Source organism: Ensifer sp. YR511, from assembly GCF_900103045.1.
In the GTDB taxonomy this organism is placed as follows: domain Bacteria; phylum Pseudomonadota; class Alphaproteobacteria; order Rhizobiales; family Rhizobiaceae; genus Ensifer; species Ensifer adhaerens.
The window spans coordinates 52,866-70,846 of the sequence record NZ_FNGR01000034.1 but is presented as its reverse complement, the minus strand read 5'-3'; the positions used below and the strand labels follow the sequence as shown (position 1 = coordinate 70,846).

Genomic DNA, 17,981 nt, shown 5'->3' with positions numbered 1-17,981 from the left:
CGGCTCGGGTTCTTGATCATCACGGTGTAACGGCTCTTGCGCTCGATCAGCGAGGTTACGTTGGCGTTGCCTAAGTCACGTTGGAAGATCAACAAGTCGCCTTCCCAATGCCCGAACTGCGAACGATCACCAACGAAATCAGGACGTTGCGATATCCTGCAGGCAGCAGGAAAAGTGCCGTCGCGCGGTTTCCTCGAGCCGCGGGGGCGGCGTTTGCGGCGACCTTCCGTCAGATGCTGATAGAGTTCCAGCGCCTGATCTTCCTTGCCGTAGATGAAGCGATAGATCGTCTCGGTGCAGACCCGCACGGCGCTCACGCCATCGGCGAGCAGACGACCGGCGATCTGTTCCGGGGACCAAAGTGCCTTCAGCTGCGCGATCACCAGTTCGCGTAATTGCGGGTGCCGCACAAGCTTCCTCAAACGCTGCCGCCGCTCTTTGCGGATATCGTCAGCAACGGTCGGGAAGTAACCGCTATAGTCGGGCAGCTCGCGATCGTGGAAGGTGTTGCGCCGGATCTCACGATAGATCGTCGATCGATGACGACCAAGTTCGCGCGCCATTTCTTTGATCGGCAGTTTGCGTTCGACGAAATGGAAGAGGCGGCGTCGATCGGCCAGATTCAGCTGCGAATAACGTCGGGACATGCCAAAATCTCCAAGGGGAAGCCATTGAAATCATTGGCATGTCGCACTTGAAAATAGAATGTACCTTCCGTGCCTCCGAAGTCGCATAATGTATCGACTGGCATTTGCCGAAGTCGTCAATGGGCGGCCTCGCAGCAAACTCTTGAGGTTCATTGCTGAGTCAGCCAGCAACCATCTTGGCAAAAACCGCTGGCGCAACCATCGCGTGTTGATTAGCCTGGTCCGTGGAAGTGGCCGACATCAACAGGATCGAGATTGAACGTTAGTATGCCAATTACACCACATTCGCATAAGGTCCCCTTCATTAAGAACGCGAGGGCTCAAGATCTCGCCTACGAGGTAATTCGAAGCGCAAACACCGCTTCATTAGCCACACTCGACATAGCGTCAGGCTATCCGCTGTGTACGCTTGTGAATTTTGCCGCAGATGCTGACGGGAGCCCTATTTTCCATATCAGTAATCTATCGCTTCATACGCGAAACGTGATGCACAACAACCGCGTTTCCCTGCTTGTATCTCCATCGGGTTCTGGCGACTTACCTAGAACGGTTCGTATAACTCTGGTTGGCCGTCTTCACCCTCTTGAAGATCAAGATGGCGCTGCAAAGCGCAGATACCTGACGTACAATCCGAGCGCGGCTTCGTATCCTCATGCGCCAGGTTTCCACCTTCTCAAGATGACGATTGAGGCAACCCACCTCATCGACGGTGCGGGAGGCCCCCCGGAGGTGGTGATAAATCGCCTTATTGACGCAGGTCTTCCTGACGACAACTACGCCCATCAGCTGCGGCTACCGGAGGACTATTGGGCCACACAACAAACAGTTCTCGCGTCGATTCTTGCCAAGAGAAATCTTGCGACCGCCGATGAGATAACTTTGCGCGCGATCTGGGCAGACGGAGTACTTCTCGGATTTGACGGGAAACTGCTTTTCGCTCGTTTCAAAAGCAAAGCAGAAGATGCGGAGGAAGCGCTTGCCGCAGTGCTCAATTTCGCCTGAGCAGCTTGGAGGGTAATGAGCACCGCCGTGACCAGCGGTGCTCATTTCATTGTTATGGAAACTGAATGGCTTTGGGGCCGTGGCCCGGCAACATCGCGTCTGTAACAAATCCATCTGGATGACAAGTGAGGCAGTTCGCACCCGTTCCTGCCATCCACGCCCATGCAACTTCCACGGTTAGATCGGCTTGTTTCACTCTGTCGAAACTAGCTAAGCTGGAGACGTACTGGTTCAATGTCATGGCGTTAACTGAGCAGGAAACGTCAGTGGCGCACCCCGTTTTTTCGGTGGCAGCAGCTGCTTGTTTGGTGACCTGCATACCAACGAGCGCCATCCCCGAGGCCACGGTAACGAGGCACGCAATTTCCTTGAATCTTAGAACCATTTTGCACAGCCTATAATTTTAGAAAAAATACATCACGCCAAAAAGGAGCGTGCAGTATGTTCAATATGCAATCTATGGTAAAAAGTCCATCGCGCGTTTGTCCGTCGCTACTCTGCGCGCGTATAGTCGTTCCACATCTCCTGATATTGGATGGAGTGCTCCACCAGGTCAAAATGCGTACCCTCGCTGACCAACAAGCCGTTCTCGAGCACCAGTATCCGCTCAGCACTTTTGATGGCGTGCAGATGATGCGTAACAAGGATAACCAGCCGATCCTTCGCCCAAGTTGTTAACCCCCGTTCAAGATTCAACGCCGACTCAGCGTCAAGTGACGAAGTCGGCTCGTCGAGAACGGCGACGGAAGGTGAACGCAGGTGCGCTCGGGAAATCGCTAGCCTTTGGCGTTCTCCGCCAGACAAGTTCCTGGCGTCGAGATCCAACGTTGCGTGCAGGCCGCCGGGCAGCTTGGCCAAGATCTTGTCGGCACCTGAGAAGTGCAGCGCCGAGTGGAGTTCTTGCTCTGTTGGGTGTTCGCTAAGACCCGCAATCAGATTTTCTAAGATTGTACCGCTAAACAGCATGCTGTCCTGTTCTACAATCCCGAAGCGGCGTCTCAGCCATTGGTCGTCGTAATGGGTTCTAGGTCGGCCCCCAATCATGACGGTTCCGCACGTTGGGGTCACAAGACCTGTTATAGCCCTGACAAGGGAACTCTTCCCCGCGCCGTTTTTACCGACGATGGCCACAAGCCCGCTAGATGGTAAGCTGGCTGTGATACTGTCCAGAGATTTGCGTTCAGCGCCGGAATATTGAAGCGAAAGGTCATTGAGTGCGATTCCAACATCCGGAAGCGCTTTCATCAGCGGAACCGTTGATTGCTTTTGCTTGCGGTCACCAAAGAACTCATTCAGATCCTGTATGGCCACCTTGGCTTCTTGATACTGTCGGTTCAATGAGGCCGCCGCCGCGAAAGGAACACTTAGGTTGGTTGCCAGTATGCTTAAGGCGAGTAGATCTCCGAGACTGAGAAGCCCTTCCGTGATCCGGTATGCTCCAAATGTAACGATCACGAGAGTGGTTAGCCCGCTAATGAAGGATGTTATCGTCGGGGCGTGCCCACCGTAGTACATAAGCTCTACGGCACTTTCCGAGTTGCCTGCCACGAGCTTCTTCCACTTCCTAAAAGCAGGAACCTGCAGCGTTTGATTTCTGATCGCTACCAGTCCCCGGATTACCTCCATCAAAAAGGCCTGCCGATGTCCTTGCCGCTGGTAGTTTTGGTTGACCGCAGCAACTACCTTTTCCTGCACCGAGAACGTCAGGAAGCTCCCGATAACAGCGATCGATAACGAAAGAAACGCGATGATAGCATCGTAGTATATCATCACTAAGAAGCAGATCGCTGATATCAAAATATTTAACAATAAAGAAGGTGCGGCGCCACCTATGAATGAAGAAATGCTTTTTGATTTTGCGAACAAATTCAATAGCTCTGCTGTTGGCTTTTGTGATGCATGTTCTATTGAGGTGAGTAATTTAACAAATATTGTTGCCTGAAGTCTGTTTTCGATAAAGGCGGAGAGTTGTGCAATATTTTTTGTGTTCGCTAGTGTGACCGCCGGTGCAGCCGCTACTGCAATGAGAGATAAGATGCCAATTGCAACGGTCTCAGTTCCAAACACGCTTTCCGGAGTTTTAGTTATCGAATCAATGATCCTCTGAGTAAAAAGGGGTAAAGCGAGAGGCGCTAAAAGATTGAAGATCATGAATGCGAAGATGACTATCACGAGTCTTAGCCGCATTCGCAGCTGACGGACAACCCAGTCCCAACCGATGTGCGGTTTTTTCATTATGTCCTGCCTGAATAATTTGATCGTCATCTACATCTCGCGTTCAGAGCTTTAGGGCGCCGTAACATTATCATGGAATACGTTAGATCTGCGCTAGCTTGAGCTTAGTGTAGCTCATGAAGAAAATGCTCCCAGCCACTTAAGCCCCGCCACGCCTACCATCAAAAACGTGTAAGCCTCATCACTTTTCTCCTACTGAAATGAGTCTTTCACTTAAGCAATCATCCCATCACCGAATGAAGTCGCGAGTTGCTGCCTCATAATATGATTTGGGATTTTAATCTGCGCGCCTGAGTTGGGCGCAGCCAACCAGCGTGACGCTGTAAGCGCGGAGCCGCTACACGCGCGGTACTGCCATGATTCGCGGCAGAACATGACTAATTAAATCATGTTAATCATGCAACTGAATATGTGCCATATCCGGCATGGACCTCGCCCCGCGCATTGTTCGGCGAATGTGGTTGTGTTCAATTGCTGTGGCCTGCTCCGGTCTGTTCCATTGGGTGCGGCCACGGGCAGTCGAAGATAGTGCGACGATAGAGTGTGAAATCGCGGTTTCGCGCCCGAAAAGGATAGCGTCCGCATAGCTGGCCCGGTGCGTACGTGGGTCAGGACAAGAGCAGTTCAAAATCCTGCGCTAAGACCGAACGGAGCGTGAACCTTCGTCTCGTAGGCGCATGATTGTCTGCCGGGAAGTCGCGAATTTCCTCGCGATGGCCGAAACACTCATCCCCACTTCCAGATCGTCGCGTGCCTCCTGCTTCTGTTTTTCGCTAAGCGTCGAGGGGCGGCCGAGCGCTTTGCCATCTGCCTTTGCACGCTTGAGGCCGGATTGCGTCCTTTCGATCAGCAAATCCCGCTCGAACTGAGCGACGGCGTTGAGCACATTCATGGTCATCGTGCCGGCCGAGCTGGTGAGATCAGCACCACCGAGCGCGAGGCAATAGACACGCACACCCATTTCGGCCAGCGTTTTGACTGTGGTGCTGACATCGATGGCGTCACGGCCGAGACGGTCGAGTTTGGTCACGATGAGGACGTCCCCCGATTCCAGCCGATCCATCAGCTTGGAAAATCCTCGACGCTGCGCAATGGCGGTGCTGCCGGAAACTGTCTCGGTGATGAGACAGCGAGGCTCGACGTGGAAGCCGGCTGCTTCGATTTCCTGAATTTGGTTCTCGGTGGTCTGTCCGGTCGTGGAGACGCGGGCATAAGCGAAAGTGCGCTGGCTGCTGGAGGTCGACCCGGCGATCGCCACCGACTTCATTCAGTTGGTATGCTCGCCGCGAAGAAACACGCGTGAACCACGTCGCCCATCTGTTGGGCTATCTGGAAATTAGAAGCCCAACCGGCATGGACCGTCGCGCTGCGCTGCGGGCAGCCATCGAGACAGCTTCAACGACAGACCAGGGCGCAGCGATCGCAAAAGCGATCATTGCCACCTACCGGGAACGCCGGGCCTGCTGCCAGTGGCAACCATGATCGAACTCATGGGGTTGGCGGCCCGCGCCATTGCCCGGCGCCGTGCCGAGGCAGCTCTGATCTCGGAGCTGGCGCCGGAAAAGCTCGAGGCCCTCGATGCACTGTTGGACGTTGATCCGACGATAGGCCAGACCCGCTTTCACTGGCTGCGTTCTGCTCCAGATGCACCAGGAGCGTCAAACCTGACGGGATTGACGGAGCGCGTAGCATTCCTGCGCGCACTCGAGATCGATCCTCGCTTGCAGGCCCGCATCCCCGCTGGCCGGTGGGGCCAGATGATCCGCGAAGGGGACGCGCCTCCAGCCTGGCTCTCGCTTGTGACTTCAATGCCAGTCGCCGGCGCGCCACAGTCGCAGCGCAGGTCATCAAGCTCGGCCAGAGGCTCACTGACGATGCGGTGACGATGTTCATCAAGCTGATCGGCCGGCTGTTTTCGCAGGCGAACAACCGCAAAAAGCAACGACATTTGAACGCCCGCATAGAAACATCCAAGGCGCTGCGACTGTTCTTTGACACGATTTTGGCCCTGCAGGCCGCCAATGATACCGATGAAGATGCGATTGAGGTGGTAAACCGGAAAGTCGGCTGGTATCGGCTGCTGCAGATCAGACCCGGCCTTGAGGCGATGGTGGAGGAGGGGGGGCGCATCACCCTTAGTGATGGCGGCCGAGCAACATGCAAATGTCCTCAAGTTCGCAGGTGCTTTCCTTCAGGCGTTCACATTCCAGTCACACCGTCGGCACGATCCGCTGCTTCCGGCGATCACGACGCTGAAAATGCTTTATGCGGAAGGTCGGCGCGTTTTGCCGGATCGCGTCCCTGTCGGCCATCTGAGCGCGACTGAACGAAAACTGATCTTAGAGGGCGCAAAGCCGGATCGGCGGCTTTACGAGATTGCCACTCTGGCCCACTTGCGCGACCGGCTGCGCTCCGCGGATATCTGGGTCGACGGCAGCCGGTCATTCCGGCCGATAGACGAACACCTCATGCCCAAGCCCGCGTTCCTCACTATGAAGGAAGAAGGCAAGCTCGGTCTCGGCGTACAGGGTGATGGCGCGGCTTGGCTCTCTGAAGTGCGGCAGACGATGGACTTCAATCTCAAGCGCCTTGCATACCGCGCCCGCAATGCAAAGCTCGATGGCGTCAGGCTGGAGGCTGGAAGTCTGATCGTCACGCCGCGGGCGAGCGACATTCCCGCCGCAGCCGATGAGTTGAACGACGAAGTCAGCGAAATGTATCCTCTGATCGAAGTGCCCGACCTTCTCAGGGAGGTGCATGAGTGGACGGGATTTGCAGATCAGTTCACGCATGTCCGGACAGGCGATACGCCGCAGAACATCTCCGCCATGCTCGCCGGCGTGTTGGCGGATGGCACCAATCTCGGCCCGAAACGCATGGCGGGAGCCTCCAAGGGGATCAGTGCGCATCAGATCGGCTGGATGCGCCCCTTCCATGCCCGAGCCGTAGCGTCCCGACACTGGTTGCCCTGTCGATCCTTGCGATCGGCCTCTATGCCTTTCTCGGGCTCCTCGAGGCCATTCGTTCACGCATTCTCACCCAGATCGGACAGAAGCTCGAGGAGCAGTTGGGTGGACCGACCTTCGATGCGGTCCTGAAGCTGCCGCTCAGAATGTCGAGGAAGGAGGCGATCTCGCAACCGCTACGCGATCTCGATCAAATCCGGCAGTTCATGAGCGGGCAGGGGCCGATCGCGATCTGCGATATGCCCTGGCTGCCGATCTATCTCGCCATTCTCTTCCTGTTTCATGCCTATCTCGGCTTGTTGGCTGTCGCAGGCGCGGTCTTTCTGATCGTGTTGACCGTGGCCAGCGAGCTTGTCTTGCGCGACCCCATGCAACGGCTTGCCCAGCTTTCATCTTCGCGTGCTGAGTTCATCGAAGCTGGTCGCCGCAACGCCGAGGCATTGCAGGCGATGGGTATGAGCGGTGCCTACTCCACACGATGGCATGCGACGAATGGGGACTATGTCGAGGAACAGCGGCGCACCAGCGATGCAACGAGCAGCTTTTCCACCGTTTCGAAGATCTTCCGGCTTGCTCTGCAATCGGCGGTTCTGGCGCTCGGGGCATGGCTGGCAATCTATCAGCTCGCGTCACCAGGCGCGATGATCGCCGCGTCGATCCTGACGTCGCGGGCACTGTCGCCGATAGAGCAGGCAATTGGTCAATGGCGCAACTTCGTCAACGCGCGCCAGGCCCGGCGCCGATTGGAGGACGTGCTCAAGACCTTTGCTGACAAACGCGAGCCGATGCCACTCCCGAAGCCGCAGAATACGATGGACGTCTCCAGCCTGATGATTGCCGCTCCCGGAGCCAACGCAGCGATCGTCCGAGATGTTTCGTTCCGGCTTGAGAGAGGGCAGGGGCTAGGAATTATCGGCCCCAGCGGTTCCGGGAAGTCGACGCTCGCACGCGGGCTGGTCGGAATCTGGCCCGCAATTCGCGGCACAATTCGCTTGGATGGGGCTGAGCTCAGCCAATGGGATCCGGAGGCGCTTGGACCGTCGATTGGATACCTGCCGCAAGGCGTTGAGCTGTTCGATGGCACGATTGCCGAGAACATCAGCCGCTTTGCAGCGAATGCCGATCCGATGTCAATCATCGAGGCGGCAATGCAGGCTGCAGTTCACGAGCTCGCTCTGTCGATGCCGGAAGGCTACTATACGCGCATTGGGGCAGGGGCGCAATTCTGTCGGCCGGCCAGCGGCAACGCATAGGACTTGCCCGGGCTTTGTTCGGCAAACCGTTCCTCATCGTCCTTGATGAACCCAATGCGAGCCTCGACGCAGAAGGCGAGGCGGGTCTGACCAACGCGATCATCGCGGCGAGGCAGTCCGGTTCGATCGTTGTCGTCATTGCCCACCGGCCGAACGCGCTTGCAGCGGTTGACCAAGTCCTGGTGATGGCGGCGGGCGGCACGGTTGCTTTTGGTCCCCGCGAAGAAGTCTTGCGCAAGACGACAGTGCGCGCCGTGCCGGAGAGTGCATGATGAGTGAAACAACGAGCCGCGCCTCAAAAGCAATCACCCGCTACATGTTGTGGGCCGGGTTTTCGATCGGCGTCCTGCTGATCGGCGCAGGCGGATGGGCGGCAACCAGCAAGCTTTCCGGAGCGGTGGTCGGCATGGGCACCGTTGTCGTCGAAGGCGATGTGAAGCGCATCCAGCATCGTGAAGGCGGCATCGTCGGCGACATCCGCGTGCGCGACGGTGCAGAGGTCAAGGCAGGCGACCTCTTGATCCGGCTCGACGATACGGTGACGCGCGCCAACCTTGCGATTGTCACCAAACAGATTGACCAACTGAACGCGCAGTCCATGCGGCTCGTCGCAGAGCGTGACGATGCAAAGGAGATCAGGGTGCCGCCTGAGCTGGAGGCTAGGATCGACCAGGCAGACGTCGCCGACTATGTGCTGTCTGAACGCTCCTTGTTCATCGCCCGCCAGCAGACCATCAACGGTCAGAAAGACCAACTCAAGCAACGCATCGGACAGTTGCAGCAGGAAACCGATGGACTGACGGCGCGGCGCACGGCCAAGGACGAAGAGCTGACGTTCATCGTCCAGGAGCTTGTGGGCATCGCTTCACTTCACGACAAGGGGTTGATGCCGTTCTCGCGACTTGCAGAGCTGCAACGAATGAAGGCGCAGCTGTCAGGCGAACGAGGCCAGCTCACGGCCGAGATTGCCAGAGCAGCCACGCGGACGACAGAGACCGAGCTGCAAATCCTGCAACTCGACCAGGATCGCCGATCGGAGGTTCTGACGGAGCTGCGCGACGTCGACAACAAGCTTGCGGAACTCACCGAACAGCAAGTGACTGCAACCGACCAACTCAAGCGCATAGACCTTCTGTCACCCCAAGACGGCATCGTCCATGAGCTGGCGGTTCATACCGTCGGCGATGTCATCTCGCCCGGAGAGACCCTCATGCAGATCGTCCCCGTTAACGATAGCCTGGTTGTCGAAGCGAAGGTCCAGACAGCCGATATCGACCAGTTGCACATCGGTCAGGATGCGGTATTACGGTTCTCGGCGTTCAATCAGCGCACCACGCCGGAAATTAAGGGCTCGATTACCACCATCGCCGCCAACCTCAGTTCAAACCCCAAACTGGCGAGACCTGGTATACGGCGCACGTTCGGATATCGAAGCCGGAACTTGCACGCCTTGGCACTCTAATCCTTCATGCCGGCATGCCGGTGGAGGCTTTTATCCAGACAGGCGAGCGCACGGCACTGTCGTATCTCGTCAATCCGCTTGCCGATCAAATCGCGAGGGCAATGCGGCAGGAATAGAAGGTGTCTCGTGCTGCGAGCGCGAAGGAGACGACAGTTGCGCTGGTGTTTAGCCCGTGGCGCTTGGTCATTCGGGCAACCCGGCAGCAACCATCAGGCTCACAACCTGTTCGGACGCCTTCAGAAAAATCGCGCTGTTGTTTTTGGTGGGGGGCGGCGCGTTGCGCGCGGTCGAACCGGGCCGCAACTCCAGGGCCACCGCCATCGCCGTCTTGGCGTCGTCGGTTCGGCCCAATTGCTGATAGGCCGCGGCCAACAGCATATGCGTGCGTCCGCTGGCCGGCGTGACGGCGATCGATCGTTGCAACCAGGGCAAGGCTTCTTCCGCGCGCCCCATCAAAAGGTACGTCCAGCCCGCGCCGATTGCCCATGTCCAGCGCGCGACCTGCGGCGTATCGAACCGGTTCGCCTGCTTGAACGAGACGAGCGCGTCGTCGAAGCGGCCCAGGAAAACCTGGGACAGTCCGATGAGGTATAGCGCGATCCCGTTCCATGGATCGTGGGCGAGAGCGCTACCGCATGCCACCAGGCTTTCGACGAACTGGTTGGTCGTCGAAAGAAACCGGCACTGTGTTTCCAGCACCGGGACGTAATCAGGCCGCGCGCGCAACGCGCGCTCCATGATCGCGCCGACACTGTTCTCGACCGACTCGCGCTCGGCGGTGGGGAACCAGGCCATCTGAATCCCGCGCAGTTGAAACGCAGCCAGTGCAACCAGCAGGTCGACGTTGCTTGGGTCGCCGGCGAGCGTTTTCTCCAGGATCGCCTGCGCGGCGCGAAAACGTTCCAGCGTCGTGTGGTTGATCGAGGCGGTCGCCTGTTCGATGGCGATCCTGGTAGTGCCGGTCGGCGAGCCTTCCGTCGCACGCTCTCCTGCTTTCAGCAGCGCGTTGATGCGCAGCGCCAGCGGGTGGCCCATGCCGGCGGTCAGGCGGGTCTGCTGAAGTTGCGCATCGGCGTCTGTCCGATCAATGGACAGTGACGTCGTCCATTTGACCGCGCCGGTTGCCGGTTCGGTCATGCGCGCGCGCAAATTCCACGCGGTTTCGGTCTTTTCCAGTTCACTGCTGACGACGTAATCGGCGCTCCTTGCAGCGTCGGACGGAAGCATCACGCGGATCGTCTCGATTTTCGCCAGCCCATCAGTCAGGTCGCGAGTGACGCCCGCAGCCATCCGGACAGCCAATGGGTCATCGGCGGCGGCTACCATGGGCATCACGGAGATGGTCGCGGGCGAACCCGTAAAGAGGCGGGGAGGCCATATCGTCGCCGCCAGGGTTGTTACGCCGAGGCCCGCTATGGCAACGAGTAAGGCGCGGCGGCGCATGTTCAAATCGTGCCGGCCCGGTGCCGGTTCGTTCTTCGTTTCGGTTCCGATTGCCGGGTGCGCATCTCCAGGGGCGTCCGTATCCGCCCCACCCGACACCGCGGCTGCGAACAGATAGCCCCGGCCGGACATCAGTTTGATGATCTGCCGCTGCTCGTCGCCCAGCGCGGTGCGAAGCTCGCGGATGGACTGGAACAGGCTATCCTCGCCGACATGGATATCCGGCCAGACGTTCTCCATCAGCTCCTGCTTGCTGAGAACCCGCCCCGGATTGGTGGCGAAGACCTTCAACATTTCGAGGCTTCTCAGCCGGATTCTGATGACGGCGCCATCCGGCCCGCGCAGTTCGGCCCGCTGCCGATCCAGTTCAAATCCCAAAAACCGCAACACGCCTCAACCTACGCCCCAAACCGAAAAATTGGCTCCAATTATCATAAAACGCGGCAAGGTGCGGTCCATTCAGAAAATAACGGAAACATTCAGAACATCGCGCCATCCGATTCAGGACGTTTCCGGTGCGCGGTGGCAGGGATGGCCGACAACAACGTGGGCGAAGGGTGAATCGGTATCCGGCGGACGCGCGTTTCTTTGCGGGCTTGGGAACCATGAATACAAGAACACCTTCAGCTTCAATGTCTTCGGCGCGCGGCGTCACTTGCCCGTGTACGGGATCATTGGGCGGCCCGCTGCGGAAAGCCTTGCCGCGGCGCGTGTCAACGCGGCGGCACCTGTTGCGGATCGCATTGCTGGCTTGTACCGCGCTGGTTGCGCCACTGGCGCCGCCGTTCCTAACCGCGCCGGTGCTCGCTCAGACCCTTGGCGGCAATGGCGGAAATGGCGGCGACGCGCCAAACTCTTTTGCCCCAGGTTTAGGTGGGGCAGCAGGACTGGCGGGTGACGGCTCGACGACTGGCACCGGCGGTGGCAGCGGAACAATCGTTGGCAGGACCGGCGGATCGGGCGGCGACGCAGATCTCGGCGGGCAGGGCGGCGGGGGCGACCTCTCTGATCTGACGATCGACGCCGCTGGCGCCGGCGGCGGCGGCGCGGGTGGTGGGGGTAAGGTGATCAATTCGTCGCAAGCGGTCACGTCCGATGTCACTGGCGGTGCCGGAGGCAACGGCGGCAGTGGGCAAGCGAGACAAGACAAATTCGGCTTTTTCGTCGGCGGTGGCGGTGGCGGCGGCGGTGGCGGCAGCGGCATCATGCTTGGTTCGCAGCCGCATCTGGAGGTGACCATAGGGGCCGGTGTAAGCGTCACCGGCGGACAGGGCGGACAAGGTGGCTCGGCGGACGTGCAACCTTTTTTTGAGGGGAGCCTTCCGACCACTGCCAACGGCTATGGTGGCCATGGCGGCCATGGCATTTCCGCTTTCAGCTCCGCTGGCACGACCATCCTGAACCAAGGCACGATCCGCGGCGGCGATGGTGGCGTGGGCGGAGTGATGAATGGGGCTATTTACACCATAGACGGCATTGCGGGTCGCGGCGGGTATGGGGTGGCCGGGGGGAACCTAACCATCGTGAACAGGGGCATCATCGTCGGAGGCACGACGCCCTCGGGTGGGACGAATACCGCGATCTCCATCACCGGCGGCGTGAACAGCATTACCACGCTTGCCGGCGGCACGACCGGCGCGGTGGTGCTCGGCGGCGGTGACACCACGCTCGCGGGCACGCTTACCGACACCCTGTCCATCTATGGCGGCGCCGCGGCGTCCATTGGCGGCGCAACGTCCGACGGGGATGTCACCGGCATCACCAGGCTCACGAACGGCGGCACCCTTTCGATCGGCGCCGGCCGGATCATATCCGCGGGTGCGATCGACAATATCGGAACGATCGCCATCGGCGACGGCGCCGCGCTGCAGGGCACTGGCAACACGCTCAATAATTCCGGGACGATCGACGTCGGCGCCGGCGGAGCCGTGGACGACGCCGGCGACATCAACAACTTTGACGGCGCCATCATCAGTTTCAATGGCCCGACCGGTACCGCCACACTCAGTTCGGGTACCGACAACATCATCAATGACGGCCAGATCCGGGTGCAGGGCGGCGGTGTCGCCGTCTCGGGAAATCTGACGAACCGCAACAGCGGTACGCTGCTGCTGTCCAACGGCAACATGTCCGGGATCGGCACGCTAACCAACGAGAACAACGCCACCATCAATGTTTCATCCGGCTACACGCTCGGGGTCGATACCCTGACCGTCACCGGCGGTAACCTTATCGGCGAGGGAGCGATCGACGCAGCTACGGCCTTCAACCTGTCGTCCGGCACGATCGGGCTGACGCTTTCGGGAGACGGCGCCCTCACCAAGACCGGCACCGGCGCGATCGTGCTCGGCGGCGAGAACACCTATACCGGCGGCACGATGATCTCGGCAGGCACGCTGCAGATCGGTAATGGCGGCACCGGAGGCTCGGTCGTCGGCGACGTGACGAACAATGGCATGCTCGCCTTCAACCGTTCGGATGATGTCACATTCGGCGACACGGTTTCCGGGACGGGTTCACTCAGAAAGCTCGGGTCGGGCACGCTGTCGCTCACCGGAGAGAACACCTATTCCGGTGGCACGGTGATCATGGCCGGCACGCTGCAGATCGGCGCCGGCGGAACGAGCGGATGGATCGCCGGCAATGTCGACAATTACGGCGCTATGGCGTTCAACCGGTCCGACGATGTGACCTTCAGCGGGATCATCTCCGGGATCGGCGCCCTGAGCCACCTCGGCGACGGCACGACCACGCTCACCGGTACGAACTCTTACAATGGCGGGACGACCATCAGCGCCGGTACATTGCGGCTCGGCGCCGGCGGCAGCCTCTGGGACTTCGGCGATCTGACGGTCGAGGGCGGCGCGACCTTCGATCTCGACGGCAACGACCAGGGCGTCGGTGCGCTTTCCGGCAGTGGAACGGTGGCCCTCGGCAGCGCCACGCTGACCGTCGGCAACGGCGATGCCTCGTCGACCTTCCGCGGCGTGATCGGTGGCGCCGGCGGCCTGGCGAAGGCGGACAGCGGCACGATCACGCTCAGCGGAGACAACACCTATTCCGGGGGGACGGCGATCTCAGGCGGCACGCTGCAAATCGGCGAAGGCGGCATCAGCGGCTCGATCGTCGGCGACGTGGCGAGTGACGGCACGCTCGTATTCAACCGCTCGGACGATGTCACCTTCGGCGGAACGATTTCCGGCAACGGCACGGTCTCGCAGATCGGCGCCGGCACGCTGACGCTGACCGGAAACAACTCCTATAGCGGTGGCACGACGATCAATGCCGGTACGCTGGTCGTATCGAGCGACGCCAATCTCGGCAATGCCTCCGGCGGCCTGACCCTTGATGCCGGCACGCTGCGGTTCGGTCGCTCGTTCGACCTCGCGACAACGCGCGCGGTGGCGCTGGCGTCCGATAGCACCATCGATACCAACGGCTTCGATACCATGCTGTCTCAGGTCGTTTCGGGCAGCGGCGGGCTGACCAAGACCGGCGTTGGCTTGTTGACGCTAAGAGGAGCCAACACCTATTCCGGCGGCACGACGATTTCCAGCGGCATGCTGGCTGCGTCGAGCGACGCCAATCTCGGCGATGTCTCCGGTGGCCTTACCCTGAGCAACGGCTATTTCCAGCTTGGGGCCTCTTTTGACCTTGCCGCAACCCGTGCATTTGCGGTGAACGGCTATAGCACCCTGGACACGAACGGGTTCTCGACCACCCTTTCCCAGAGTATTTCAGGCAACGGCGACTTCAACAAGGATGGCGCCGGGACGCTCACCCTTGCAGGCGACAACAGTGGCTTTGGCGGTAGCTTCAGCGCCAATGCCGGCACCGTTTCGGTGACGGGTGCGCTCAACAGCACAATCGGCAGTGTCGGGGGAGACAACGCCGAAGTCGTTGTCAGCGGCAGCGGCGCCACGTGGACTGCAGATACGCAGATCGGCCTCGGCGGCTGGGGAATCGACACGACGCGCCTGACGATCACGGACGGCGGTATCGTCCGCGCACCCGTCGTCTTTGCCGGGCATATCGGCGATGCGTCCGCCATCATCACCGTATCCGGCTCCGGATCGGTGCTTCAGGGGGACAACGAGGTCATTATCGGTTTCAACGGCGAAGGGGATCTTGTCGTTGCCGACGGCGGCAAGGTCATCACCGACAGTCTTACGATCGGCCAGAACGGCGCGCGGGGAACCCTGACGCTCGGCGCGGTTGCCGGAGACCCGGCAATTGCGGCCGGAATGCTCGATACAGATTTCGTCAATACCGGCACGAATGGCCGGATCGTATTCAACCACACGGATCCGAACTATCTGTTCGCAACTGACATCAGTGGCGCGGGTTCGGTCGAGGTCCATTCCGGCACGACCGCGTTCACAGCGATCAATACTTATTCCGGCGGCACGACCATCAGCGGAGGCACGCTGCAACTCGGCGACGGCGGCACCACCGGCTCCATTGAGGGCGACGTGACGAACGACGGCACGCTCGCCTTCAACCGCTCGGACGACATCACTTTCGGCGGCGTGATCTCGGGTGTGGGCGGGGTCACGAAACTGGGCGGCGGCACGCTGACCCTCACCGGTGAGAACACCTATTCCGGAGGTACGACGATCTCCGGGGGCGCGTTGGTCGCCTCGAGCGACGCCAATCTCGGCGCCGCGTCCGGCGGACTGGTGTTCAATGGCGGCACGCTCCGCCTCGGAGCATCTTTCGACATGGCGGACCGGGCGGTCACGATCGCAACGGCCAATATACTCGATACGAACGGGTTTTCGACGCGCTTTTCGCGGGGGATTTCAGGCACGGGGAGCCTGTATAAAACGGGCGCCGGCGCGTTAACGATCGCCGGCGACAGCAGCGGTTTCGACGGCTATCTTGTCGCGCAAGACGGTAGCGTCAACATCACCGGGGTCATCGGTGGAGGTGCAGGCCAGGTGGACGACGGCGCTGAGGTGACGATCAGCGGACCGGATGCGGCCTGGTCGGCGTCGGGCGGGCTCTCTGTCGAGGGCCGCCTGACAGTCGAGAACGGTGCCACCGTCGACACCGCCTCCTTTCTTGTCGGCGGGAATTCCGGAAGCTCGGGCGAAGTCCTCATAACCGGGGTCGGGTCGCGCTGGGTCAACACGACGTATTTTGGCGTCGGCGGCGTCGGTGGCGGAACGGGCACACTTACCATCGCCGATCGTGGCGAGCTGACGAGCGGCGGCGCCGCCATCTACGACGGCGCCATCATCGTCAGGAAAGGGGCGAGCTTTAGCACCAGCCAGGATTTCTATATCGGATTTTACCGCGATGGCGCGCTGACGATCGAAAGCGGAGGGACTGTCAACAACAACGGGCAGGGAGCCTATCTGGGCGCCATGGGCGGCGGCGGGACCGGTACCGTTATCGTGACCGGCACTGGATCGAGCTGGAGCGGCGTCGGCGAGCTCGGGATCGGCAACGACGGCGCGGGCAATCTGCGCATCGAAAACGGCGGGACCGTCAGCAGCGCGATCGCGTTCCTGGGCACCGATACGGGATCCGGCGACGTGATCGTGACCGGCGCGGGATCACACTGGACGAACAGCGGCAGTCTCTACATCGGCCACAATGTGGGCGGCGGCGAGCTCACCATCGCCGACGGCGGGACAGTGACGGCCGATCGCATGCATGTCGGATTCTACGGGAGCGGCACGCTCAACATCGGTGCGGCCGCGGGCGACGCGGCAACCGGCGCCGGCGGACTCGATGCGCCGAGCGTGGAGGTCAGGAACACGAGCAAGATCGTGTTCAACCACACCGGCACGGGCTATGATTTCGGCGCCGCGATCACCGGCACCGGCACGATCAACCAGATCGCCGGTGTTACCAACCTGACGGGCGATACGAGCAGCTTTACCGGCGATACCAACATCACCGGAGGTACTTTGCGTGTGAACAACACGCTCGGCGGCGCGGTGAGCGTGACGGGCGGCACGCTCGGCGGTTCTGGCACGCTTGCGGGCAACGTCTCCGTCACGAACGGTGCGATTGCCGCCGGCAACAGCCCCGGCACGCTGACCATCGGCGGCGACCTCACGCTTGCCTCCGGCTCGTCTCTCAATTTCGAGCTTGGCAACCCTTCGGGCGTGGCAGGCGTGGATAGCGACCTCATCAATGTCGGCGGCAACCTGACACTCGACGGCACGTTGAATGTCACCAATGCGGGCGGCTTCGGAGGTGGGCTTTACCGCCTTGTCAATTACAACGGCAGCTTGACCGATAACGGGCTCGAAATCGGTAGTACGCCGATTGGCTTCGTCAGCTCCGACCTCACCGTGCAGACTGCGACGGCAAATCAGGTCAACTTGCTGGTTGATGCGCCGTTCGCTTCCTTCTGGGATGGTGCGAATAACAGTGCCAACAGCAGCGTAGATGGTGGCTCGGGCACATGGAGCGTAACCGGCAATAACTGGACGTTTGCCGATGGCAGCATCAACGGCATTTTCGATCCATCTGGGCTGCTGATCTTCTCGGGAACGGCAGGCACCGTGACGGTGGATGACGGCACGGGCGCTATTTCCACCTCGGTCGGCATGCAGTTCGCCGCCGACGGCTACACGATCACCGGCAAAGATATCGCGCTCACCGGTGCGACGGCTTTCCGCGTCGGCGACGGCACAAGCGCCGGGGCTGGTTTCACCGCCACCATCGCTTCCAACCTCACAGGCGCTGGTTCGCTCAACAAAACCGACCTCGGCACACTGGTTCTGACCGGCGCCAACAGCTACACCGGCGGCACGACGATCTCAGCAGGAACGCTGATCGGCAATACGGCGAGCCTTCAGGGCGACTTCGTCAACAATGTCGCACTGACTTTTGATCAGACCTCGGCCGGAACCTATGCCGGTATTATCTCGGGTATCGGCTCGCTGACCAAATCCGGCGCGGGTGCGCTGACGCTGACCGGCGCCAACGCCTACACCGGCGGCACGACGATTTC

At 60.2% G+C, this 17,981-nt stretch carries 10 protein-coding genes and 1 pseudogene; 6 read left to right on the top strand and 5 right to left on the bottom strand.

Annotated elements, in window-relative coordinates; translation table 11 throughout:
* The coding region (locus tag BLU15_RS32640) for an IS30 family transposase (RefSeq protein WP_143034313.1) at positions 1-647 on the bottom strand (647 nt) is incomplete at its 3' end.
* Between the two features lie 267 nt (positions 648-914).
* Between BLU15_RS32640 and BLU15_RS32635 the strand changes: the two genes are divergently transcribed.
* Entirely contained in the window at positions 915-1,649 is a 735-nt protein-coding gene (locus tag BLU15_RS32635; RefSeq protein ID WP_090301091.1) for a pyridoxamine 5'-phosphate oxidase family protein, read from the top strand.
* Between the two features lie 52 nt (positions 1,650-1,701).
* Here the strand turns inward: BLU15_RS32635 and BLU15_RS32630 are convergent, their stop codons facing one another.
* The 3 genes from BLU15_RS32630 to BLU15_RS32620 form a co-directional block, all read right to left on the bottom strand.
* Positions 1,702-2,034 (bottom strand): hypothetical protein, encoded by a 333-nt coding sequence (locus BLU15_RS32630; RefSeq protein WP_090301089.1) that lies wholly within the window; start codon positions 2,032-2,034, stop codon positions 1,702-1,704.
* A 107-nt stretch (positions 2,035-2,141) separates the two neighbouring features.
* A complete protein-coding gene (locus tag BLU15_RS32625; protein ID WP_090301087.1) occupies positions 2,142-3,914 on the bottom strand; it encodes an ATP-binding cassette domain-containing protein in 1,773 nt (590 codons plus the stop codon).
* Positions 3,915-4,521: 607 nt separating this feature from the next.
* A complete protein-coding gene (locus tag BLU15_RS32620; RefSeq protein ID WP_090301085.1) occupies positions 4,522-5,151 on the bottom strand; it encodes a recombinase family protein in 630 nt (209 codons plus the stop codon).
* Here BLU15_RS32620 and BLU15_RS32610 point away from each other — a divergent pair.
* From BLU15_RS32610 to BLU15_RS32600, 4 genes and pseudogenes are all read left to right on the top strand, one after another.
* Positions 5,142-6,833: pseudogene (locus BLU15_RS32610) on the top strand (Tn3 family transposase); the annotation flags it as partial. The gene BLU15_RS32620 and the pseudogene BLU15_RS32610 sit on opposite strands and share 10 nt — an antisense overlap.
* Positions 6,802-8,103 carry a type I secretion system permease/ATPase gene (locus tag BLU15_RS32605; RefSeq protein ID WP_256386716.1) on the top strand — a complete coding sequence of 434 codons (1,302 nt, stop codon included), beginning with the start codon at positions 6,802-6,804 and terminating at the stop codon, positions 8,101-8,103. The pseudogene BLU15_RS32610 and the gene BLU15_RS32605, both read left to right, overlap by 32 nt.
* A gap of 14 nt (positions 8,104-8,117) precedes the next feature.
* A complete protein-coding gene (locus BLU15_RS40350; protein WP_244546886.1) occupies positions 8,118-8,375 on the top strand; it encodes a hypothetical protein in 258 nt (85 codons plus the stop codon).
* A complete protein-coding gene (locus BLU15_RS32600) occupies positions 8,375-9,565 on the top strand; it encodes an HlyD family type I secretion periplasmic adaptor subunit (RefSeq protein ID WP_244546885.1) in 1,191 nt (396 codons plus the stop codon). Before BLU15_RS40350 ends, BLU15_RS32600 begins: the two co-directional genes overlap by 1 nt.
* 183 nt (positions 9,566-9,748) lie before the next feature.
* Here BLU15_RS32600 and BLU15_RS32595 read toward each other — a convergent pair whose 3' ends face one another.
* Positions 9,749-11,398 carry a tetratricopeptide repeat protein gene (locus BLU15_RS32595; RefSeq protein WP_090301081.1) on the bottom strand — a complete coding sequence of 550 codons (1,650 nt, stop codon included), beginning with the start codon at positions 11,396-11,398 and terminating at the stop codon, positions 9,749-9,751.
* Between the two features lie 341 nt (positions 11,399-11,739).
* Between BLU15_RS32595 and BLU15_RS39715 the strand changes: the two genes are divergently transcribed.
* On the top strand, positions 11,740-17,981 hold a 6,242-nt coding region (locus BLU15_RS39715; RefSeq protein ID WP_176960426.1), incomplete at its 3' end, for an autotransporter-associated beta strand repeat-containing protein.

Coding starts and splice junctions, on each gene's coding strand:
- BLU15_RS32635 (WP_090301091.1), top strand. CDS start 915: ATGCCAATTACACCACATTCGCATAAGGTCCCCTTCATTAAGAACGCG.
- BLU15_RS32630 (WP_090301089.1), bottom strand. CDS start 2,034: ATGGTTCTAAGATTCAAGGAAATTGCGTGCCTCGTTACCGTGGCCTCG.
- BLU15_RS32625 (WP_090301087.1), bottom strand. CDS start 3,914: ATGACGATCAAATTATTCAGGCAGGACATAATGAAAAAACCGCACATC.
- BLU15_RS32620 (WP_090301085.1), bottom strand. CDS start 5,151: ATGAAGTCGGTGGCGATCGCCGGGTCGACCTCCAGCAGCCAGCGCACT.
- BLU15_RS32600 (WP_244546885.1), top strand. CDS start 8,375: ATGAGTGAAACAACGAGCCGCGCCTCAAAAGCAATCACCCGCTACATG.